20 protein-coding genes and 1 pseudogene are annotated in these 22,354 nt (G+C 33.2%); all 21 read left to right on the top strand.

Annotation, left to right across the window (positions count from 1 at the left end; all coding sequences use genetic code 11):
- Window positions 1–225: 225 nt before the first annotated feature.
- The 21 genes and pseudogenes from ACFYKX_RS14270 (at window position 226) to glf (ending at window position 22,345) form a co-directional block, all read left to right on the top strand.
- Complete coding sequence (locus ACFYKX_RS14270) at window positions 226–969, top strand: YveK family protein (protein ID WP_389361733.1); 744 nt, start codon at window positions 226–228, stop codon at window positions 967–969.
- Window positions 969–1,667, top strand: a complete 699-nt coding sequence (locus tag ACFYKX_RS14265; RefSeq protein ID WP_389361732.1) for a CpsD/CapB family tyrosine-protein kinase — start codon at window positions 969–971, stop codon at window positions 1,665–1,667. Before ACFYKX_RS14270 ends, ACFYKX_RS14265 begins: the two co-directional genes overlap by 1 nt.
- Window positions 1,668–1,779: 112 nt before the next feature.
- Window positions 1,780–2,547, top strand: coding sequence for a tyrosine-protein phosphatase (locus ACFYKX_RS14260; protein WP_389361731.1), 768 nt, complete (start codon window positions 1,780–1,782; stop codon window positions 2,545–2,547).
- A gap of 323 nt (window positions 2,548–2,870) precedes the next feature.
- Complete coding sequence (locus ACFYKX_RS14255) at window positions 2,871–4,691, top strand: polysaccharide biosynthesis protein (RefSeq protein ID WP_389361730.1); 1,821 nt, start codon at window positions 2,871–2,873, stop codon at window positions 4,689–4,691.
- Between the two features lie 12 nt (window positions 4,692–4,703).
- The gene (gene galU, locus ACFYKX_RS14250; RefSeq protein WP_389361729.1) at window positions 4,704–5,591 is read left to right on the top strand and encodes a UTP--glucose-1-phosphate uridylyltransferase GalU; all 888 of its coding nucleotides are present in this window, start codon (window positions 4,704–4,706) and stop codon (window positions 5,589–5,591) included.
- A 199-nt stretch (window positions 5,592–5,790) separates the two neighbouring features.
- A pseudogene (locus tag ACFYKX_RS14245) lies at window positions 5,791–5,862 on the top strand (prepilin-type N-terminal cleavage/methylation domain-containing protein); the annotation flags it as partial.
- A 54-nt stretch (window positions 5,863–5,916) separates the two neighbouring features.
- The gene (locus ACFYKX_RS14240) at window positions 5,917–6,147 is read left to right on the top strand and encodes a hypothetical protein (RefSeq protein WP_389361728.1); all 231 of its coding nucleotides are present in this window, start codon (window positions 5,917–5,919) and stop codon (window positions 6,145–6,147) included.
- 604 nt (window positions 6,148–6,751) lie between these two features.
- Window positions 6,752–7,381, top strand: coding sequence for a sugar transferase (locus ACFYKX_RS14235; protein ID WP_389361727.1), 630 nt, complete (start codon window positions 6,752–6,754; stop codon window positions 7,379–7,381).
- A gap of 31 nt (window positions 7,382–7,412) precedes the next feature.
- Window positions 7,413–8,306, top strand: a complete 894-nt coding sequence (locus tag ACFYKX_RS14230) for an NAD-dependent epimerase/dehydratase family protein (RefSeq protein ID WP_389361726.1) — start codon at window positions 7,413–7,415, stop codon at window positions 8,304–8,306.
- 21 nt (window positions 8,307–8,327) lie between these two features.
- A complete protein-coding gene (locus ACFYKX_RS14225; protein ID WP_389361725.1) occupies window positions 8,328–9,515 on the top strand; it encodes a glycosyltransferase family 4 protein in 1,188 nt (395 codons plus the stop codon).
- 3 nt (window positions 9,516–9,518) lie between these two features.
- A complete protein-coding gene (locus tag ACFYKX_RS14220) occupies window positions 9,519–10,556 on the top strand; it encodes a polysaccharide biosynthesis protein (RefSeq protein WP_389361724.1) in 1,038 nt (345 codons plus the stop codon).
- A gap of 13 nt (window positions 10,557–10,569) precedes the next feature.
- The gene (locus ACFYKX_RS14215; RefSeq protein WP_389361723.1) at window positions 10,570–11,679 is read left to right on the top strand and encodes a capsular polysaccharide biosynthesis protein CapF; all 1,110 of its coding nucleotides are present in this window, start codon (window positions 10,570–10,572) and stop codon (window positions 11,677–11,679) included.
- A 3-nt stretch (window positions 11,680–11,682) separates the two neighbouring features.
- Window positions 11,683–12,813, top strand: a complete 1,131-nt coding sequence (gene wecB / locus ACFYKX_RS14210; protein ID WP_389361722.1) for a non-hydrolyzing UDP-N-acetylglucosamine 2-epimerase — start codon at window positions 11,683–11,685, stop codon at window positions 12,811–12,813.
- A gap of 1 nt (window position 12,814) precedes the next feature.
- Complete coding sequence (locus ACFYKX_RS14205) at window positions 12,815–14,203, top strand: nucleotide sugar dehydrogenase (protein WP_389361721.1); 1,389 nt, start codon at window positions 12,815–12,817, stop codon at window positions 14,201–14,203.
- An 85-nt stretch (window positions 14,204–14,288) separates the two neighbouring features.
- Window positions 14,289–15,452 carry a glycosyltransferase family 4 protein gene (locus ACFYKX_RS14200; protein ID WP_389361720.1) on the top strand — a complete coding sequence of 388 codons (1,164 nt, stop codon included), beginning with the start codon at window positions 14,289–14,291 and terminating at the stop codon, window positions 15,450–15,452.
- 13 nt (window positions 15,453–15,465) lie between these two features.
- Entirely contained in the window at window positions 15,466–16,599 is a 1,134-nt protein-coding gene (locus ACFYKX_RS14195; protein ID WP_389361719.1) for a glycosyltransferase family 4 protein, read from the top strand.
- A complete protein-coding gene (locus ACFYKX_RS14190) occupies window positions 16,593–17,918 on the top strand; it encodes an O-antigen ligase family protein (RefSeq protein WP_389361718.1) in 1,326 nt (441 codons plus the stop codon). The genes ACFYKX_RS14195 and ACFYKX_RS14190 overlap by 7 nt, the downstream gene beginning before the upstream one ends.
- A complete protein-coding gene (locus ACFYKX_RS14185; RefSeq protein ID WP_389361717.1) occupies window positions 17,918–18,415 on the top strand; it encodes an acyltransferase in 498 nt (165 codons plus the stop codon). Before ACFYKX_RS14190 ends, ACFYKX_RS14185 begins: the two co-directional genes overlap by 1 nt.
- 21 nt (window positions 18,416–18,436) lie before the next feature.
- Window positions 18,437–19,384, top strand: coding sequence for a glycosyltransferase family 2 protein (locus tag ACFYKX_RS14180; protein ID WP_389361716.1), 948 nt, complete (start codon window positions 18,437–18,439; stop codon window positions 19,382–19,384).
- A 529-nt stretch (window positions 19,385–19,913) separates the two neighbouring features.
- Window positions 19,914–20,957 carry a hypothetical protein gene (locus ACFYKX_RS14175; protein ID WP_389361715.1) on the top strand — a complete coding sequence of 348 codons (1,044 nt, stop codon included), beginning with the start codon at window positions 19,914–19,916 and terminating at the stop codon, window positions 20,955–20,957.
- 281 nt (window positions 20,958–21,238) lie between these two features.
- A complete protein-coding gene (glf, locus tag ACFYKX_RS14170) occupies window positions 21,239–22,345 on the top strand; it encodes a UDP-galactopyranose mutase (RefSeq protein ID WP_389361714.1) in 1,107 nt (368 codons plus the stop codon).
- The last annotated feature ends 9 nt before the right edge of the window (window positions 22,346–22,354 follow it).

The raw sequence follows: 22,354 nt of genomic DNA, 5'->3' as shown, positions 1-22,354 counted from the left end.
CAGTTTTACTGGAAGAAATGTCTAAATATTAATACTTTACTAAAATAATTTGACAATTTCGTGAACGAGAATAATTAGTAAATATATGTATCTGTTACCATATTTTACACCAATAAAATTATCTCAACAAAATGCAAAATTACTAATATAGTCTATTACTTGAAAATAATGTATGTTATAATATTTCCTAGATTTGTCGAAAAAACACAACTTTTGGAGGGTAAAATGGAAGAGACAATTAGCTTGCGTGAGTTATATGAGACCTTGAGAAAAAGATTGTCGTTAATTGTAGCAATTACGGTACTTGCGACTGCTATAAGCGGTGTAGCAAGTTACTTTCTAATAAAACCTATCTATAAATCATCTACACAAATATTAGTTAGCCAAGCAGCAACTGGGGCTTTAGCCTCAATTGCAGGACTATCCTTTGATGCGGATGCGAAATACATTGAAACTTATAACGTCATTATGAAAAGTCCGTACATATTAGATCAAGTAATTAAAGAATTAGAGTTAGACACTACTCCTGAAGGATTAAATGGAAGTGTAAGTGTTGGTCAGGAAGGGAAATCCCAGGTTGTGACCATCAGTGTGCAAAATGCAGACCCAGCTCAAGCAGTGTTAATTGCAAACGAAATTGCAAAAGTATTTCAAAGAGAAATCTCAAAATTAATGAGGATTGATAACATTCATATTTTATCTCCTGCTGAATTACCTGAAAATCCAGTTCCGGTTAAACCTCAACCAATATTAAATATGGCAATTGCATTAGTTGTTGGCCTAATGGCAGGAGTAGGACTTGCTTTCTTACTTGAATATATGGATAACACGATTAAAAATGAACAAGATATTGAAAAGTTGCTTGAACTACCTGTATTAGGTGCTATTACAACGATATCGAAAGAAGAAGATGAGTTCACAGAAGAGAAGCCAAGACGAACAAGACAAGCAAGAGGAGAGACGGCCTAATGTCAAGAAGAGCACAGAAAGAACTAGGGGTAAATAGTCGCCAGCTGATTACAAAAAGAAATCCGAGATCTCCTATTTCTGAGCAATACAGAACCATTCGAACGAATATCGAATTCTCCTCCATCGAGGAAAAAATTCGTTCTATTGCAGTTACATCATCTGGTCCAGGGGAAGGGAAATCAACAACGGTAGCAAATTTAGCCATCGTTTTTGCACAACAGGGAAAAAAAGTTTTACTAATCGATGCAGACATGCGTAAACCAACGGTACACTATACATTCCATTTGAATAACTTTCATGGCCTTACAAATATATTAACAAAACAGAAATCTCTATCAGAAACCGTTAATGAAACAGAAGTGGAGAACTTATATGTTCTAACAAGTGGGCCCATTCCTCCGAACCCTGCAGAAATATTAGGTTCCAAGGCAATGGATGAGTTACTTGAGGAGATTTACAATAAGTTTGATTTGGTGCTAATGGATACTCCACCAGTCCTTGCTGTAACGGATGCACAAATTCTAGCAAACAAGTCTAGCGGAACCATTCTAGTAGTTAACAGTGGAAAAACAGAAGTAGATGCTGCTCTAAAGGCAAAAGAACTTCTACTAAACTCTAAAGGAAAACTACTAGGTGTTGTGTTAAATCAGAAGAAAGCAAAAGAAAGTCAATACTACTATTACTATGGCACAAAATAGACACATTTTTTTGCAATAATGTTACTGACAAATCTTTACAAGTTTACAGTTATCTAGTACTATATAATTACATAATTTGTCGGTAAACCAGGAATAAAGGAGGATATCCGCAATGATTGACATTCATTGTCATATTTTGTCCGGTTTGGATGATGGTTCAAAAGACCTGAACGAGAGTCTGGACTTAGCGAGAGCAGCTGTTCACGAAGGAATTAAGACAATCATTGCTACTCCTCATCATAAAAATGGACGCTATGAAAATAACAAACAAACAATTCTACAAAAAGTCGACGAGCTGAATCAAACCCTAATCTCAGAAGGAATTCCTCTAACCATTCTTCCGGGTCAGGAACCTCGTATTTATGGAGAGGTTCTTGAAGACTATGAAAAGGGTGAAATCCTTACCCTTAACAATGCTAACCAATTTTTATTTATTGAACTGCCTTCCGGGCATGTGCCTCGATATACTGAAAAGTTACTTTTTGACATTCAAATGAGCGGGTTAACTCCTATTATTGTACATCCAGAGAGAAATCAAGAATTAATAGAACAACCGGATCTTTTATACCAATTTGTTAAAAAAGGTGCTTTAACACAAATAACCGCCTCTAGTATTGCCGGTTCTTTCGGTAAAAAAATTAAGAAATTCTCTCTTCAATTAATAGACGCAAATCTCACTCATTTTGTTTCATCGGATGCACATAATCTTTCAAAACGATCTTTTAAAATGGCTGAAGCCTACGAAGAAATAGAAAAGAAATACGGTGTTGACTACGCTTATATGTTCAAAGAAAATGCAGAACTTGTGGTGCAAGGAAAAAACGTATACAAAGAGATCCCTACCAGAATAAAAACAAAAAAGATTCTGGGTATCTTTTAATAAATATTCCACATGACCAATATTTATTATTTCGTTTAGCAAAACGAAGTGCGGGGATGTCTCCTAACCGTTATCAATGGAGGCACTCGGTCATGCTGTGGGTCACAAAACATACACCTTAGACACAGCGTTGTCGATAGTATGATGTGAGGACGGGTTAGATGCCCAATTTATTTATGATGTTCTAAAACCAAAAATACCGAGTTTCTTCTATTATATATACCTAATGAAAGGACATGTAACTATACGTGTTTTTTCATTAGAGATATAGATGCGAATAGATAGATAAAAATAGGGAAACATTTTATCAAGGGGTTGGTCAGGTGACGTATCAGAGACGATTAGCGTTACTCATTGTGTTAGATTCTCTTATTGTTCTTACGGCAATATACATTAGTTACATAATGCTTCATCCTACATTGCAAATCTTTGCGAATACGACACTAGTAGTAAGCTCCATCAGTATGTTAATTGGACATCATATTTTTGCATCGATCTATCGTCTTTATAACAAAGCATGGGAATATGCGAGTGTTGGGGAGCTAGTTGCAATTGTGAAGGCAGTGACTTATACAATTGCGTTAACAGCAGGTGTTCAATTCGTTATTAATTTTGATGTTTATATCCGACCGTTAATGCTAGCTTGGATGCTACATGTTCTATTAATTGGAGGGTCTCGCTTTTCTTGGAGAATGTATCGAGATCGATATGTGAAATCAGAAGTCGAGCAAACGAAAGCGCTAATTATTGGAGCAGGTGCTGCTGGAACCATGCTTGTTCGCCAGCTTTTAAACAATCGTGATTCAGGAATTCTTCCAGTAGCCTTTGTAGATGATGATCATCATAAATACCGGCTACATATGCATGGCGTTCCCGTTGTTGGAAGAACAAAGGATATTACTAGATTGGTAGATCAATTAGGGATTGAAAAAATTATCATAGCGATTCCTTCCTTAAGTAAAAAGGATATGCAAAGCATCTTTGAGGAATGTGCAAAAACAAAGATAAAAACCGTGATTATGCCATTGATTGAAGATGTGATGCTAGGTCGTGTGTCTGTTAAACAATTTAGAGATGTTCAGGTGGAGGACTTATTAGGCCGTGAGCCTGTTCAGCTAGATATTAAGAGTATTTCAAAAAATATCACGGGTAGAACAATTCTTGTAACCGGTGCTGGTGGTTCTATCGGATCTGAGATTTGTCGCCAGATTTGCAAATTCAAACCTAAAAAGATTCTTCTGTTAGGTCATGGCGAAAACTCCATCTACCAGATTGACATGGAACTACGCAACACATATGGAGATCAATTTGAGATAATTCCAATTATTGCTGATATACAAGATCGATATCGTATCTTCGAGGTAATGGAAACACATAAACCAGATGTGGTGTACCATGCAGCTGCCCATAAGCATGTACCGCTCATGGAGTACAATCCTAAGGAAGCTGTAAAAAATAATGTTCTTGGTACGAAAAATGTAGCAGAAGCAGCGGACACATTTGGCGTTGAAACTTTTGTATTAGTCTCATCAGATAAAGCGGTTAATCCAACGAACGTAATGGGGTCCACAAAGCGAATTGCCGAAATGGTGATCCAGGAGCTTGCAAAGTATAGTCGGACAAAGTTTGTTGCCGTTAGATTCGGAAACGTTCTTGGAAGTCGAGGCAGTGTTATTCCGCTATTTAAGAAACAAATACAAGCTGGTGGGCCAGTCACGGTCACGCATCCTGAGATGACAAGATACTTCATGACGATTCCAGAAGCTTCGCGACTAGTATTACAGGCCGGATCTCTTGCACGTGGTGGGGAAATATTTGTTTTAGATATGGGTGAACCGGTTAAAATTGTCGATTTAGCTAAGAACCTGATTCAGCTATCCGGATATTCATTAGAAGAAATCGGGATTAAATACTCAGGGATCAGGCCGGGTGAAAAAATGTTTGAAGAGCTATTAAATTCAGACGAGGTTCATCCAGATGCCATCTTCCCAAAAATTTTTATTGGGAAATCAGTTGAAAACGACTTTAGTGTAGTGACTCAGCTAGTGGAGAGCTTTGACTCACAAAGTGAGAAAGTACTGAGTGAATTTGTGAAGTCTATTGCTAATAATAAAGTGGTTCAGCGTATGAAGGTTGCAAAATAGGTAGGTGCATAGATGAAAAAAGTCAGAAAAGCGATTATTCCAGCAGCTGGTTTAGGAACTAGATTCCTACCAGCAACAAAGGCCATGCCAAAGGAAATGCTGCCAATTGTGGATAAGCCAACGATACAGTATATCGTAGAAGAAGCAGTAGCGTCTGGAATTGAAGATATTATTATTGTAACAGGTAAAGGAAAGAGAGCGATTGAAGATCATTTTGATCACTCGTTTGAATTAGAGAATAATCTATCTGAAAAAGGGAAGCTAGACTTGCTTGAAAAAGTAAAGGAATCTTCGAAAGTAGATATCCATTATATCCGTCAAAAAGAGCCCAAGGGTCTTGGTCACGCGGTATGGTGTGCGCGTAAATTTATTGGGGATGAACCATTTGCGGTTTTGCTTGGGGATGACATTGTTCAGGCGGAAAAGCCTTGTCTTCGTCAGCTGATGGATGAATATGATGAGACACTTGCGTCGGTAATCGGGGTACAGACCGTAAAAGATGAAGATACACATCGATATGGGATTATTGACCCTGCTCAACAAATTGGACGTCGTTATCAGGTGAGTAATTTTGTTGAAAAGCCTAAAAAAGGGACGGCTCCTTCAAATCTAGCGATTATGGGACGGTATATTTTAACACCGGAGATTTTTATGTTTTTGGAGCAGCAGGAGCTGGGTGCTGGTGGAGAGATTCAGTTGACGGATGCGATTCAGAAGTTGAACCAAATCCAACGAGTGTTTGCTTATGATTTTGAAGGTGAGCGATTTGATGTTGGGGAGAAGTTAGGGTTTATTAAGACGACGATTGAGTTTGCGCTGCAGGATGGGGAGCTAAATGAGGATTTAGTTGCTTATCTTGAGGAGGTTTTGGGGAGAAGATTAATAAGTAATTCAAAATAGAGAAAAGAATAGATTAGAAGATAGAGAGAGTAAGGATTGAGAAAATGGCTCCTGTTCATGTGAATGATCGAATTGTTCATGTGGGTGGGGGCTGTTTTTGTGTGTGAGTGCAAAACTTTCTAAAAGGATAATGGCTTTAAGAGCTTAAAGCTCTTCGAGCTTTTTGATTAAAAAATTATAATGATGGAGGTATTGAACGATTAACTCTAAGGGCTTTACTTTAGTTGAAGTTATTGCTTTTATTGCGGTTTTAGGAATTATTGCTGGAATAGCTATACCGTCGATAATTGGTACGATTGAGAATTCTAAGAGAGATGTTTGTTATGTGAATACTGATCAACTTGAAAGAAAGTATGAAACGTACTTAGATTTAGAGGATGTTGAGCACTCAGGTTCTAGGTTTACACAATATTTGAATGATTATGATGAGGAGATTTGTCCTGAGGAAGGGATAATTAGCTATGTTGAAGAGCAAGTGGAATGTAGTTTACATTCTAAAGAGATTCAGGATATTGATGAAGATGAGGAAGAGGAAGAGAGTGTCCCTTATTTGTAACTAAAGCATTGGTTGAGATAGATGGTTAGACTTAAGTTTGACTAGCTTTGAGTATGAATCTGAGCTACCATCTATTTTTGTTTGAATGGTGTGGGGGAAGTCAGAATGGTTAAGAGATAACCACAACATATTGTGTTATTTTTGGTGAAAAACCGAGAAAATATACAATATATGGAGGTTATCTATATAACATAGTACCATTTTGTTAGTATATAAAGATAAAATGGCTAAAAAACAGTGTTTTAATTATGGAAAAGGTTGATTTGACGGGCTTTTCGACAACCTAAAATATGGAAAGATATTGAGTGGAGTTAAGGAACTGACTATCGTGCTTAGATTGAACTCTAGAAACCTTGCGGGATATGGGTTTGAGGCGTTTTTAGTGAGATTTATAGATTGATTGAATGGTATATATAATAAGAAGAAACTCGGTTTTGAGTGATAAATGCAAGAATATCTATTTCGTATTTGTAGGGTAGATTGAATAGATATTACGAGGTGGCTATCAGTAGTAGATAACAATTTTAGTGGTTTAGTAGTTGGTTAGAGGTGATCTTCTAATTAAGTCCTAATCTACTAAAAGAACTTAAGGAGTGTATCTGAAATGTATATGAAGATTAAAAGATTGATAGATATCGTTCTTTCCTTTATTGCACTTATTGTTTTATCCCCGATTTTTTTAATTCTTATTATAGCTATCAAATTGGATTCAAAAGGACCAGTGTTGTTCAAACAAAAACGTGTCGGACTTCATAAGACTCATTTCAATATATTAAAGTTCCGTACTATGCGTATAGATACTCCTAAAGACACTCCAACTCATTTATTAGGAAACCCAGATCAATACATTACCAAAGTAGGTAAGTTCTTGAGAAAGACTTCACTAGATGAGCTGCCACAAATTTGGAATATCTTTGTTGGGCAGATGAGTATTATTGGTCCTCGTCCAGCACTTTGGAATCAATATGATTTGATTGCAGAACGTGAAAAGTATGGTGCTAATGATGTGCCACCGGGATTGACTGGCTGGGCACAGATTAATGGTAGGGATGAACTTCCGATTGAAGTGAAGTCTAAGTTAGATGGAGAGTACGTTAAGAAAATTAGTTTTTGGATGGATGTTAAGTGTTTCTTCTTAACAATTGTTAGTGTCTTGAAGAGTGATGGGGTTGTTGAAGGTGGGACTGGAGTAAAGAAGGAAGTTGCGAGCTCTAAAGAGACCAGTTCATCATGAAAGTAAAAGGACAATAGAGGTGGAGAAGGCAATGTTATTAGTTACAGGGATTACAGGACATAGTGGCAGGTATTTCTTGCAAGAGCTTATTAGAAATAAATATGAAGGCCCAATTCGCTGCATTGTCAGAGAAAATTCTGATACAACGTTGATAGATAATTCAGGATTAAATATAGAAAAGGTAGTTGGAGATTTAGAAAATCAGGAGTTTATGGATGAAGTTATGAGCGGTGTTAACACAGTTATGCATATAGCTTCTATCTTTTATTCCGTTACTTTAACGAGGGCAGCTGTTAAGAATGATGTCAAGAGAGTTATACTCGTTCATACAACGGGCATTTATTCAAAGTATAAGAGCGCATCAGAAGAATATAAGGGTATTGAGAAAAGTATAGACAAGATAATTAAGGAAAGCAATTCAACGATAGGGCTAATATATTTAAGACCTACTATGATTTATGGATATATCAATGACAGTAATATGATTGTTTTTATAAAAATGGTAGATAGATTAAGGTTATTTCCTATCATTGACCAAGGTAGGAATTTGCTACAGCCTGTTAATGGAAGAGATTTAGGAAAAGCATATTATCAGGTATTAAAAAAATCTAATATAATGAGCGGCGATTATATTTTATCTGGTGAAAGTCCTATTTCAATGAAGGAATTGTTTAGGTTGATAAGTCAAATTCTAGGTAAGAAGACGACCTTTATTAGTGTCCCTTTAGCGTTAGGTGTTTTTATGGCTAAATTCCTAAAAGTCTTCACGCTTGGAAAGGTTGACTATATTGAGAGGGTTCAGCGGATGGGAGAAGATAGAAGCTTTTCTCATAAAAGTGCTACAGAAGATTTTGATTATGAACCTATGTCGCTATCTGAGGGATTAAAAATCGAAATTGAAGAGTATTTAAAAAAGGTTCAATAGAAATTGGAGGCTTATGCTTAAATGAAAATCTTAGTTGTCTGCCAATATTACTATCCGGAACCTTTTCGTATTTCAGATATATGTGAAACATTAGTAGAAAAAGGGCATGACGTAACAGTGCTTACAGGACTTCCGAATTATCCAGAGGGGCAAGTACTTGATGGTTACCGGCATGGTGCAAAAAGGAATGAAGTGTTAAACGGTGTAAAGGTAATACGAAGTTTTGAGATAGGTCGTGGAAACAGTAAATTAAAGCTTTTCTTAAACTATCTAAGCTTTGCAGTATCAGGATCGGTGAAGGCATTTTTTATGAATGAAAAGTTTGATGTAGTTTTAGTCAATCAACTTTCCCCCGTAATGATGGGGATCCCAGCTATTGTTTATAAGAGAAGGCATAAGAAAAAGGTTTTGCTCTACTGCCTAGACCTATGGCCTGATAGTTTAGCTGCTGGAGGTATCAAAGAAAGTTCAATGATTTACAAGTTTTTTATGAAGCTTTCTAAATGGATTTATAACTCTGCAGATTCCATAGCAGTAACTTCTAGTATGTTTAAAGAATATTTCAGGAGTACTCTTGGGGTGTATAAAAAGGAAATACATCATCTACCGCAATATGCAGAGGACTTGTTTACTGAAAGCATTGAAGTTCCTAAGAATGATAAATTTAATTTTGTTTTTGCTGGAAATATTGGTGATATGCAAAGCGTGGAAACAATAGTTAAAGCTGCAAATGAATTACGCGAGCACACTAATATAACATTTCATATAGTTGGAGATGGATCCAAATTAGAAGAATGTAAATTGCTAAGCAAACAAATGAAGTTAGACAACATCATCTATTATGGTAGAAAACCCGTAAGTGAAATGCCGTATTACTATGGGTTAGCAGATGCAATGTTAATTACTTTGAAGAATAATAAAGCTATTTCATACACGTTACCAGGCAAGGTACAGTCTTACATGGCTGCTCGTAAACCCATAATCGGGGCTATTAATGGTGAGGCAAGCCACGTAATAAGAGAAGCTAATTGTGGATTATGTTGTGCTGCTGAAGATTATAAAGAATTAGCCAACTTAATAATAGATTTCTGTAACAGTGATAAAAAAGAAGAAATGTCTAAGTGTTCATATGATTACTATATTAGTAATTATAGTAAGGAAAGATTTATATCGTTGTTAGAAAATACCCTAACTAACTTGGAGGGATAAAGGATGTTTAAAGATAAAACTTTATTAATTACAGGTGGGACAGGTTCCTTTGGAAATGCTGTAATGAATAGATTTCTAGATACTGATGTAAAAGAAATTCGTATCTTTTCTCGAGATGAATTAAAGCAAGACGATATGAGAAAGCATTATAAAAATGATAAATTAAAGTTTTATATTGGGGATGTAAGAGATTTGGCGAGCGTTAAAAATGCGATGCATGGGGTGGATTATATTTTCCATGCAGCAGCATTAAAGCAGGTCCCATCATGCGAGTTCTTCCCTCTTGAAGCAGTAAAAACTAATGTAATAGGTACTGATAATGTATTAACAGCTGCAATTGAGTATGGGGTTAAAAAAGTAATTTGCCTTTCAACAGATAAAGCAGCATATCCAATTAATGCAATGGGTATTTCAAAAGCAATGATGGAAAAGGTAATTGTTGCCAAGTCTAGAACTGTAGAATCGGATAGAACTCTTATTTGTGCAACTCGATATGGTAATGTTATGGCCTCACGCGGATCAGTTATACCCTTATTTATTGAACAAATTAAAAGTGGTCAGCCTTTAACAGTAACGGATCCTAATATGACAAGATTTCTTATGAGTTTAGAAGAAGCGGTAGAGTTAGTAGTCTTTGCATTCCAAAATGCTGAAGCAGGAGATATTATGGTTCAAAAATCCCCAGCTAGCACTATTGGTGATCTTGCTCAAGCTGTAAAAGAATTATTTAATGCGGATAATGAAATAAAGATTATTGGAACCCGTCATGGAGAAAAACGTTATGAAACACTTCTTACGAAAGAGGAATATGTAAAGGCAGAAGATTTACCTGGTTTCTATAGAGTTCCTGCGGATCAAAGAGATCTTAACTACGATAAGTATTTTGCAGAGGGAGATCAAAAGCTTACTACTGTGGAAGAGTATAATTCGGATAATACACAAATTCTTAGTATTGAACAAATTAAAGAAAAATTACTTGAATTAGACTATGTTCAAAACGAGCTTAAGGAATGGAATAAAAAGGTTCACGTGATGAACTAAAGGTGGTAGGGCTATGAAAATTCTTGTAACAGGCGCAAAGGGTTTTGTAGGAAAAAACCTTATTGCTGAGCTTAAAAATAAGGGGAATAATGAGATATTTGAAATTACTAGAGAGAGTGATCCTTCGCTTCTCGAAAAGTACACAAAAGAATGTGACTTTGTCTTTCATTTAGCTGGCGTAAACCGACCAAAAGATGAAGATGAATTTATGAAAGGGAACCTTGGTTTAACTTCCCAATTACTAGAACTATTAAAGAAACATAAGAATAAAGCGCCTGTTCTTCTTACTTCTTCTATTCAAGCAGAGAAGGATAATCCTTATGGGAGAAGTAAGAAGGCAGGAGAGGATTTACTGTTTGATTATTACAGAGAAACCGATGTAAAAGTCTATGTTTATAGACTACCAAACCTATTTGGAAAGTGGAGCAAGCCTAATTATAATACCGTGGTAGCCACATTCTGCCATAATATGGCCAGAGGCTTGGACATTCAAATAAATAATCCAGATGCAGAGCTTAATCTTTGTTATATAGATGATGTTTTAGAAGAATTCTCAAGAGCTTTGGAGGGAAAGCCAACAATGCAAGGAGATTTTTGTGTAGTATCTGAAACACACAATATTAAACTTGGTGAATTGGCTGACCTAATAAATGGTTTTAAGGAAAGCAGAACAAATTTAAGCATTCCTAATATGGAAGATGCTTTAATTAAAAAGCTTTATAGTACCTACTTAAGTTTTTTACCCGAAAACCAATTTTCATATGATCTTAAAATGAACTCTGATCATAGAGGTTCTTTTACAGAATTTATAAGAACACCTGAAAGAGGCCAAGTATCAATAAATGTATCAAAGCCAGGAATTACAAAGGGCAATCATTGGCATCATACTAAAAATGAGAAGTTTTTAGTTGTAAGTGGAGAAGGTTTAATTCGCTTTAGAAAGATTGATTCCAACGAAATTATTGAATATAGAGTAAGTGGCGAAAGATTACAAGTTGTAGATATTCCAACCGGATATACACATTCAATAGTAAACGTAGGGGAAAGTGATCTAGTAACAGTAATGTGGGCAAATGAATGCTTTGACCCAGAAAAGCCGGACACTTATTTCGTGGAGGTATAATTGATGAAAAAATTAAAAGTTATGACAGTCGTTGGCACTAGACCCGAGATTATAAGATTATCGGCTGTTATTAATAAGTTAGAAGATTCCAATGCCATTGAACATACGCTTGTTCATACGGGACAAAATTATGATTATGAATTAAATGAGGTATTTTTTAAAGATTTTAATTTAAGAAAACCAGATTATTTTCTTAATGCAGCGACCGGAACAGCGGTGGAAACGATTGGTAATATTTTAGTTAAAGTAGATCCTATTATGGAAGAAGTAAGACCAGATGCATTTTTAGTACTTGGAGATACTAATAGCTGTTTATGTGCTATTGCAGCAAAAAGAAGACGTATTCCAATATTCCACATGGAAGCGGGTAATAGATGCTTTGATGCAAGAGTACCAGAAGAAACGAATAGAAAAATTGTTGATCATACAGCAGATATTAATTTAACCTATAGTGATATTGCAAGAGAATATCTTCTTAGAGAAGGATTTCCATCAGATAGAATTATTAAAACTGGAAGCCCGATGTTTGAAGTCCTTAACTCAAGAAAAGATGATATTGAGATATCAGATGTATTAGAGAGATTGGGACTTGAGGAAGAGAAGTATTTTGTAGTATCGGCTCATAGAGAAGAAAATATTAATTCAGAAACTAATTTCCTAGATTTAGTTGATAGTTTAAATGCTGTTGCTGAAAAGTATAATATGCCTGTTATTGTAAGCACTCATCCTAGAACTAGAAATATGATTAATGCTAAAGGGATAAAATTTAACCCATTAATCAAAACGATGAATCCCTTAGGATTTAATGATTATGTGAAACTTCAAACTAAAGCTAAAGCGGTACTTAGCGATAGTGGAACAATTAGTGAGGAATCTTCTATTCTTGGATTTAGAGCACTTAATATTAGACAGGCTCATGAAAGACCAGAGGCGATGGAAGAAGCAGCGGTAATGATGGTTGGCCTTAAGAAGGAAAGAATATTACAGGGGCTAGAAATTCTAGAAACACAAAATAATGACACATTAAGACTTGTTGGAGACTATATAATGCCCAATGTTTCGGAGAAAGTATTGAGGATTATATTGTCATATACAGATTATGTGAACAGGGTTGTATGGAGGGACATTAAATAATATGAAATTATACGATGCTATCAAAAGTAGGAAAGAAAAAATCTCAGTAATTGGGTTAGGGTATGTAGGTATGCCGCTAGCTGTAGCATTTGCGAAGGTAGCTGATGTAGTTGGATTTGATATATCAATAGAAAAGATAAAAAAATATAGAGATGGTATAGATGTAACTAATGAAGTTGGTAATGAAATTATTAAGCAATCAACCGCACTGTTCACATGGGATGAGAAGCAAATTAGAGACTGTAAATTTCATGTAGTAGCTGTACCAACACCAATTAATCAAGATAAAACTCCTGACTTATCTCCTGTATTGGGAGCATCCCGAACAGTAGGTAGAAATTTAGTAAAAGGCTCTATTGTTGTTTATGAATCTACAGTATATCCTGGAGTTACAGAAGAAGTTTGTATACCCATTTTAGAGGAAGAATCAGGATTAAAATGCGGAGTGGATTTTAAAGTAGGTTATTCTCCAGAAAGGATAAATCCAGGAGATAAAATCCATAGACTTGAAAATATTATTAAAATAGTATCAGGAATAGATGCAGAAGCACTTGAAGATATTGCAAGAGTATATGAAATGATAATTGAAGCTGGTGTCCATAGGGCTGAAAGCATAAAGGTTGCTGAGGCTGCTAAGGTTATAGAAAATTCCCAAAGAGATATAAATATTGCTTTTATGAATGAATTATCTATTGTATTCAATAAAATGGGAATAGATACAAAGGCTGTATTAGAAGCGGCTGGGACAAAGTGGAATTTTTTGAATTTCACTCCTGGGTTAGTCGGCGGTCATTGTATTGGTGTAGACCCTTATTATTTCATCTATAGAGCAGAGGAATTAGGCTATCACTCTCAAATTATTCTGTCTGGAAGAAAAATAAATGATGATATGGGGAAATACGTGGCTGAAAATATTATTAAAAATATGATAAAAGCTGATAAACAAATTAAAGGGTCTAAAGTAGGCATATTTGGGATTGCATTTAAGGAAAATTGTCCGGATGTAAGAAATACAAAGGTGACTGATATAATTGATGAACTAAATGATTACGGTGTAGATGTTATGGTAATAGATCCGTTAGTTGATCAAGAAGAAGTTTTCAACGAATATGGAATAAAATTGCATAATGTAGAAGAATTGAAAGACTTAGATGCTGTAGTTTTTGCAGTCCCACATGATTGTTTTAGAGAAATGACTTTAGAAGATATACGAAAGTTCTATAAGGATGTTGATTCAAGTTTTAATTATATAAATAGTGAAGTAGCTGCGACTTTAGAAGAACCTAAATCAATGAAACTTTCTATTGAAAAACCCGTTCTAACTGATTTGAAAGGAATGTTTGATAGAAAAAGAGCAGAAGAGTTAGGTTATTTATATTGGAGATTATAATATAGAGTAGAAATATTGATAGGCTTACTAATCGTGTAATTTAACATAGTAACATTTTGAATTTTGAATGAAAGTAGTTGTGTACATGAAAAGAAGTGTATTAATAATAGGTCCATATCTACCTGGGAAATCTTTTGGAGGACCAGTAAAGTCTCTATTAAATCTTGTTGAAACACTAGGTGATTATTTTGATTTTTATGTAATTACTGAGGATAGAGACCTGAACGCTAAAGATGTATATAGCGATGTAGAAATTGGCTCATGGAATCAAATAGGTAGAGCAAAAGTATTTTATGTTCCCAAAGGGAAGGACTTTAAATATATAAACTTTATATTAAAAGATATAAATTATGATTTAGTTTATACAAATAGTTTTTTCTCTAAACAATCTATAATTATACAGTTATTAAAATACCTTAATGTTATTAAAAAACCTGTCATAGTAGCCCCAAGAGGAGAGCTATCCTCAGGAGCTTTAGGGATAAAATCTAAAAAAAAGAAGATTTTTTTACAAGCCTACAAATTATTTAATATTCAGAGGAAACAATCTTATACATGTACTTCAATAACTGATAAACAAGATATTTTAACTATACTTGGGCATAATACTAAGGTGATAAAAGCAGGAAATATTGTGAGTAGTGATTTAAAATCAGGTGATTCTCTAAGAAAGAAGCAATCTGGTCAGTTAAAAATTGCAACAGTATCCCGGATTTCAAAAATTAAAAATATAGATTATTCCTTAAGTCTACTTAAAGTAATAGATGAAAGTGAAAACTCTTTTAATGAGATTATTTTTGATATCTATGGCCCACTTGAAGATGAGGATTATTGGAATGAATGTCTTTCAATTAGAAGCAATCTAAGTAGGAAAGTAATTGTTAATTATAAGGGTGCTGTTGATTACAATGAGGTGATTAATATATTATCTAACTACCATGTCTTTTTGTTTCCAACAAAGGGTGAAAATTTTGGACATGTAATACAGGAGGCATTTTTATCAGGGTGCCCTGTAATTACTAGTGATCAGACACCATGGAGGAAATTAGAGAGACTTGAGGTTGGATATGATATATCACTAGAAAATCAAGAACAATATATTAATGCAATTAAACACTACTTATATATGGATAATAAAAACTATGAACTAGCTTCAAAGAAAGCTTATGAATATGGGATTTATAAAGTGGAACATCAATTGTCTATAAAAGAACATATAGATATGTTTAATAATGAAATCAAAAAATGAGGAGTTTATTTTAGTGAAAAATGAAAAAAGAATACTATTTTTAACTAATATTCCTTCACCCTATAGAATTGATTTTTTTAATGAATTAGGTAATCACTGTGAATTGACTGTGTTGTTTGAAAGGGAAACTTCTGATGAAAGAAATTTATCCTGGTACAATAATAATTATAATAATTTCAAGGCTATTTTTCTGAAAGGGAAAAAAATTAAAAAGAATATGGCCCTATGTTTTGATGTTTCAAAATATCTAAAAAGAGAGTTATTTGACATTATTATAGTCGGTGGTTATAGCACGCCTACAGGAATGCTAGCAATTGAAACTCTGCGGAAAAGAAAAATCCCTTTTATTCTAAATACAGATGGAGGAATTATTAAGGAAGACAGTAAATACAGGTATTTAATTAAGAAACACTTTATTAGTAGTGCAACTTATTGGTTAAGTACAGGAAACCATACTACGGATTACCTTGTTCACTATGGTGCTAATAAAGACAATATCATTACTTATCCTTTCACGTCTTTATTACAGAAAGATATATTAGCAAATCCTCCTCATGAAAACTTGAAAAACGAAATAAAGTCCAAACTTAATATTAAAGAGGATAAGATTATTTTATCTATTGGTCGTTTTATTAATATAAAGGGTTTCGATGTGTTACTTAAAAGTAGTGAAAATCTACCAAAAAACTATGGGATTTATATTGTTGGTGGCGAACCAACGCCAGAGTATATGGATTTAAAGAATAGGTTGAATTTATCAAATGTGTATTTTATTGATTTTAAATCTAGAGATGAGCTAAAGGATTACTACTTGGTAAGTGACTTATTTGTGCTACCTACAAGAGGAGATGTATGGGGACTTGTGATAAATGAGGCGATGGCTTTTGGTCTTCCAATTGTCACAACAAATAAATGTGTTGCAGGATTAGAACTTGTTAAAGACAATGAAAATGGTTTTATAGTACCGGTTAATAATAGTAGTGCTCTTGCAAAGCGAATAATTGATGTGTTAAAAGATCAGAAGGTTGTAGAGAAAATGTCAAGAAATAGCTTAGATAAAATACAAAAATATACGATTGAAAATATGGTTAGTGTCCATATGAGCATTATTGATTCAATCTTATATAAGGATAAAGAAAAATGTTAATTAATAATTCTTCTCTAGGGAGTCATGAAAGGCTTACAATAAAAAAGTCAACATTCGAATGGATAGGCTTAATCTTCTTACTTATATTTAGTTTTTTGAATTCTATAACCTTATTAATATCTTTAATTTTACTACTAACTTTGTTAAAGCAAAGGCAAGTTGGAGCAATAAAAATAATAAATCTTATCACTTTTAGGACGATCATTAATCCTGGTATTGCAGTTGGTATTGAAAACTGGCAAAACCTTAAATGGATTATATTATTTGGATGTTCATTTTATTTACTATGCTCTTATTTTAAGTTAGGAAAGAATGAATTAAAAAGGGTAAATTCTATCATTTTATTAGTTATATTATTTACTATCTATAATATCATCGTTGCATTTGTTTTTAGTTCTTTACCCATTGTAGCTATATTTAAGCTACTCAGTTACGTTGTGATTTTTATAGGTACACTTATTGGGGTTGGCTATACTTATAAAAAAGTAAATTGGCTCAATTGGATGCTTAAACTACTGTCATTAGTTTTCTTACCTTCTATTATTTTTATTATACTCCCAGTTGGTTATTTAAGAAACGGTGTATCTTTTCAGGGAATAGTGAACCAGCCTAATATGTTTGGCATATTAGCAGTATTATTTATAGCGCTAGTACTTTCTAATGCTCAAATGAACAAAAACATTAATAAACTTTATTTAATAGTAGTGCCAACACTAACTGTTATTATGGTTATATTAAGTAAATCAAGAACAGCTTTAATATCCTGCTTAATATTATTCTTGTTGTATATTCTATTGTTAAACATTAAAAATATCTCAAAGATCATTGTTATATCCTTTTTATCTATAGGAGCATTTATACTCGTTTTAGGTAGTAACATTAACGAATTTTTTATTACTTATCTCTACAAAGGACAAGAGCAGGGTGGAATATTAAACTCTCGTGTTGGCCAAATAGAAAGTTTGACATCAAACCTTTTAAATAATCCGTGGTTTGGTAATGGATTTGCAGTTCCTGTATTACCTTATAAGTCGTATGGATTTAGTTTTGAATATATTGTTGAACCTGGAAATTTAATTTTATCAGTGCTTTCATATAGTGGTATTTTTGGTTTTTTTATTTTTTTAGCATATATAATTAAAATATTTTGGGTGAACAAAAGAGAATTTAAAAACATTGCTTTTTTACCAATTGCTCCAATACTAATTAGTATGGGAGAAATGGTGTTCTTTAGTAGTAATAATATAGGAATATGGTGTTATATGTTTTTGGCAATATATATTTTTGATAACCAAATGGTTAAGGCGGGATACAATTAATGAGATCTATTAAAATAAGATTTTGCTTAATGATAATTAATAACTTTTTAATTGGTACTAGGTTTTTTAAAATTAAGAGAAATTTACTAAAAATAGCAGGAGTTTCTGTTGGTCACAACACCAAAGTGGTGGGTCCAATATATTTTGGACCCAAAATTAATATTCAGTTTGGGGAAAATTGTTGGATAGGAAAAAACCTCAATTTAGATGGAAATGGATTTGTGAAAATTGAAAATAATGTTGATATAGCTCCTCATGTGGTTATCAATACGGGAGGGCACATAATAGGTTCAGAAGAAAGAAGAGCAGGACAGGGAATATCTAGCAGTATAAGAATTGGAGTTGGAACATGGATAGGAACTAGAGTTACGATCATAAACCAAGTAAATATCGAACAAGGCGTAGTAATAGCGGCAGGTTCCGTTGTTAAAGACAGTATTCCTGAAAATGTTTTGGTAGCGGGAGTACCTGCAAAAATTAAAAAGTATTTAAATTGATTAGGGGTGGGAAGTTGAAAAATGGTAAAAATAAGCGTAATTATTCCAGTATATAATGTGCAGCAGTATATAAAGGAATGTATCCAGTCAGTAGTTGATCAAACTCTTAAGGATATTGAAATCTTAGTAATTGATGATGGTTCAAAAGATGCGAGTATTGATATTGTTAAAGTATTTAATGATAAAAGGATAAAAATATTTACTAAGAAAAATGGTGGTCTTTCCTCTGCAAGAAATGTAGGTATTAACAACTCAGTAGGTGAATATATTGCTTTTTTAGATAGTGATGATTTCTTATTGTCAAGAGAAGCACTTGAAGAGATGTACATTTTAGCTAATAAGAATAATTCTGATATTGTTGTAGGTAATGCACTGAGATACTATACAGAAAGTAACAATTACCCTGTTTTTAGAGATAGCGATCTCTTTGTAGAATCAACCCTTGAAACTGAAGAATTTTTAATTAATTTTTACAGTAAAAAAAGTATGTATGCGGGAGTCGGGCTGAATCTATATAAGTCTTCCTTATTAAGAAACAACACATATTTTAAGGAAGGTATTTTACATGAGGATGAACAATTTACCCCAAGAGTATTTTTAAAAGCTAAGCGTATAACAATATATCCTAAAGAATTTTATTGTTATAGGCAAAGAGAAGGATCTATAACAAAGGTGAAGGATAAAACAAAAAATTCTATAGATATAATAAATACTTGCTTTGAATTAGAGAGTATTTTTTCTGGAGTAGAAAATAAACAATTAAGGAAAATATTACTAAATAACTTAGCGAGTTTATTTTTAAGTGCATGTTACATGGCGAGGCTTAAAGAGATACCAAAAAATAGCTTGAGATTCTTATTTACAAATATATCGAATATGAGAGACCTTTCTAAAAGTATTCTATTTTTTATTAATAAGGACTTTTATTATTATATTAACGATTTAACTAAAAGAAAAACTATTATTTAATATTTGGCAATCGACTCATGGCTCTTTCTAGCCTTTGAGAAGCCAAAGATCGCCTAAAAATAGAAGTATTTGTATGAATTCCTGTGTTATTAACAGTTCTGTATTTGCAGCAGACGGGCGAAACTTGAAATTAGATTAAGATAGTTACTGAAAGACTTTACATCTAAAATCTAAGTATAAAAGTTTAGATATTCTAAAGTAATTTAATTTGTATTCCCTTTATAGAATTGAATGTATCCTTTTACTTCTATACTACATTCAATGTTTTTCAAGGCATTAACAGTATAGATTAATCTAAAGGTTAATATAACTCGAAACACCTTGGTATGTCGGTTTTTGAGCAAAATATACCTCGAGAGGTTCCATATCAAAGCACCTCAAATTTTTTGTGTCCGAATGACAAGTTTCTACTTTTGGGAAATTGGAATGACTCAAAATAAATTAGTCAAAAAGGTTTGTAAAGATACATTAACACTAGAATGAAGCGATCAAACAAAGGATATTAGTCATAAAATATGAGGAGATCAAAATGGAGAAATATATAATTATTGAAGATAATGGCATGGATTACCATGCGGGTTCAAAAGCACGAAATGATATTGATAAAATTGCTTTGGATTACGGATATACTCCATTAAAGGTTAGAAAGTATAAAGTTACAGGAGCCGTAAATAGAATTCGTCAATTTCTAGTAGTTTTATATGATTGGGTTAAAATCTGTATGGAAATTAAAAAAGGATCCAATCTCTTGATACAATTTCCACTGACCTTTGGTCAAAGATATGTACGATTATATCTTAGCCTAATTAAAAAAATACGCAAAGTGAATGTGACGACTTTAATCCATGATATACATTCAATTAGAGGAAAAGATAAAACAACATCCCTAGATGAAATAAGGTTTTTAAAAAATAGTGATTATATTATATGCCATAATGACAAAATGAAAAATTTACTTAATGAAATGACAATAGAAAATCAAAGAATCATTTCTTTAGATATTTTTGATTATATATCTGATTTTTACGCTAAGAAGGATATTAGGGACCTAAAGAAAAGTATTATTATTGCTGGGAATTTAGATGAAAATAAATCTAAATATGTATATAGGTTAAAAGAATTAGATAATGACTTAATATTTAATCTATATGGACCGAATTATAAAAATATGAACCAGATATCAAACATAATATATCATGGACAATATCAACCGGAAGAATTATTAAATAAATTGGAAGGCAGTTTTGGGCTGGTGTGGGATGGGAACGAAATTAATACTTGCTCAGGAAATTATGGGGAGTACTTAAAAATTAATAACCCTCATAAAACATCTTTATATTTGGCAGCTGGTATTCCAGTAATTGTATGGGATCAATCTGCAGTTGCTGATTTTGTTCAAAAAGAGAATATTGGAATATGTGTTAGTTCCTTATTTGATATATCTGAGTCCATAAGTAATATAAGCCAAGAAGAATATATACTAATGCTAAATAATGTTTCTAAAATATCTGAAAAGCTTAAAGGTGGTTATTATACTAAAATAGCTTTAGATAAAACAATTAATAATAAATAGGGGATGGGCACCACCAGATATTTGATGGACCTTTATATTGAAATAGGAATAATGTTGTTTGCGGATAAATAGATAAAGTCCTTCTTCTTCGATTCAATTGATTGGAAGTAACCTGACATTTATGAACAAATATTACGGATTAACGAAAATTAGTATAAAACTCAAGTTAAGGACTTCAATCTTTTTTGAACAGTCATTAAAGAGAAGATTACATGATGGCTTAGGGTAAATGGAAGTTTCTGTAGAGACAAGGGTTAAATATTTAATATTGGAGGATAAAAATGACTTACGATTATTTAATTGTTGGCGCAGGTTTATTTGGAAGTACATTTGCTTACGAAGCTGCTAAACGAGGAAAAAGGGTAAAAGTAATTGATAAAAGAAATCATGTTGCTGGTAATATTTATACGGAAAATATTGAAGGTATCAATGTTCACAAGTATGGTGCACATATCTTTCATACAAATGATAAAGAAATCTGGGATTACGTTAACCAGTTTGCAGAATTTAATCGTTATACAAATAGTCCTATAGCTAATTATAAAGGTGAAATTTATAATATGCCTTTTAATATGAATACTTTTAATAAATTATGGGGTGTTGTGACCCCTGAACAGGCAAAAGAAAAGATTGAAGAGCAAAAAGAGGCAGCAAGTATTGAAAGACCTCAAAATTTGGAAGAACAAGCAATTTCCCTTATAGGTACTGATGTTTATCATAAATTAGTAAAAGGATACACTGAAAAACAATGGGGACGGAAAGCAACCAATTTGCCAGCTTTTATTATTAAACGTCTTCCAGTTCGTTTTACTTATGATAATAATTATTTTAACGATAGGTATCAAGGAATACCAATCGGAGGCTATACACAAATTGTGGAAAAGATGTTATCAAGTGATTTAATTGATGTTGAATTAGGAGTAGACTTTTTTGAGAAAAAAGAAGATTATTTAAATCAGTTTCCTAAAGTTGTTTATACAGGAATGATTGATCAATTCTTTGATTATCAATTTGGTGAATTGGAATATAGAAGTTTAAAATTTGAGACATCTATTTTAAACCAAGAGAATTTTCAAGGGAATGCTGTTGTAAACTACACTGACGCTGAAACTCCATATACCCGAATTATTGAACATAAACATTTTGAATTCGGAAATCAACCTAAAACTATTATTACGAAAGAATATCCTGCAGATTGGCATAGAGGAGAAGAACCGTACTATCCAATAAACGACAGTGTAAATAATGAAAAATTCAAAAAGTACATGGAGTTAGCAACTCAAACGCAAAACATTATTTTTGGTGGCCGTCTAGGAATGTATAAATACTATGATATGCATCAAGTTATCGGAGCTGCCCTATCTGTTGTTAAGAGGGAATTAGTATAGAAAATGAAA

This window comes from Cytobacillus spartinae, from assembly GCF_042865285.1.
Classification (GTDB): Bacteria; Bacillota; Bacilli; order Bacillales; family Cytobacillaceae; genus Robertmurraya_A; species Robertmurraya_A spartinae.
The sequence above is the reverse complement of the archived record's forward strand: the minus strand, read 5'-3'. Positions and strand labels throughout refer to the sequence as shown.

Bases quoted from the DNA above. Each gene is read 5' to 3' on its own strand.
- ACFYKX_RS14270 (WP_389361733.1), top strand. From the start codon at position 226: ATGGAAGAGACAATTAGCTTGCGTGAGTTATATGAGACCTTGAGAAAA.
- ACFYKX_RS14265 (WP_389361732.1), top strand. From the start codon at position 969: ATGTCAAGAAGAGCACAGAAAGAACTAGGGGTAAATAGTCGCCAGCTG.
- ACFYKX_RS14260 (WP_389361731.1), top strand. From the start codon at position 1,780: ATGATTGACATTCATTGTCATATTTTGTCCGGTTTGGATGATGGTTCA.
- galU (WP_389361729.1), top strand. From the start codon at position 4,704: ATGAAAAAAGTCAGAAAAGCGATTATTCCAGCAGCTGGTTTAGGAACT.
- ACFYKX_RS14235 (WP_389361727.1), top strand. From the start codon at position 6,752: ATGTATATGAAGATTAAAAGATTGATAGATATCGTTCTTTCCTTTATT.
- ACFYKX_RS14230 (WP_389361726.1), top strand. From the start codon at position 7,413: ATGTTATTAGTTACAGGGATTACAGGACATAGTGGCAGGTATTTCTTG.
- ACFYKX_RS14225 (WP_389361725.1), top strand. From the start codon at position 8,328: ATGAAAATCTTAGTTGTCTGCCAATATTACTATCCGGAACCTTTTCGT.
- ACFYKX_RS14220 (WP_389361724.1), top strand. From the start codon at position 9,519: ATGTTTAAAGATAAAACTTTATTAATTACAGGTGGGACAGGTTCCTTT.
- ACFYKX_RS14215 (WP_389361723.1), top strand. From the start codon at position 10,570: ATGAAAATTCTTGTAACAGGCGCAAAGGGTTTTGTAGGAAAAAACCTT.
- wecB (WP_389361722.1), top strand. From the start codon at position 11,683: ATGAAAAAATTAAAAGTTATGACAGTCGTTGGCACTAGACCCGAGATT.
- ACFYKX_RS14205 (WP_389361721.1), top strand. From the start codon at position 12,815: ATGAAATTATACGATGCTATCAAAAGTAGGAAAGAAAAAATCTCAGTA.
- ACFYKX_RS14200 (WP_389361720.1), top strand. From the start codon at position 14,289: ATGAAAAGAAGTGTATTAATAATAGGTCCATATCTACCTGGGAAATCT.
- ACFYKX_RS14190 (WP_389361718.1), top strand. From the start codon at position 16,593: ATGTTAATTAATAATTCTTCTCTAGGGAGTCATGAAAGGCTTACAATA.
- ACFYKX_RS14185 (WP_389361717.1), top strand. From the start codon at position 17,918: ATGAGATCTATTAAAATAAGATTTTGCTTAATGATAATTAATAACTTT.
- ACFYKX_RS14180 (WP_389361716.1), top strand. From the start codon at position 18,437: ATGGTAAAAATAAGCGTAATTATTCCAGTATATAATGTGCAGCAGTAT.
- ACFYKX_RS14175 (WP_389361715.1), top strand. From the start codon at position 19,914: ATGGAGAAATATATAATTATTGAAGATAATGGCATGGATTACCATGCG.
- glf (WP_389361714.1), top strand. From the start codon at position 21,239: ATGACTTACGATTATTTAATTGTTGGCGCAGGTTTATTTGGAAGTACA.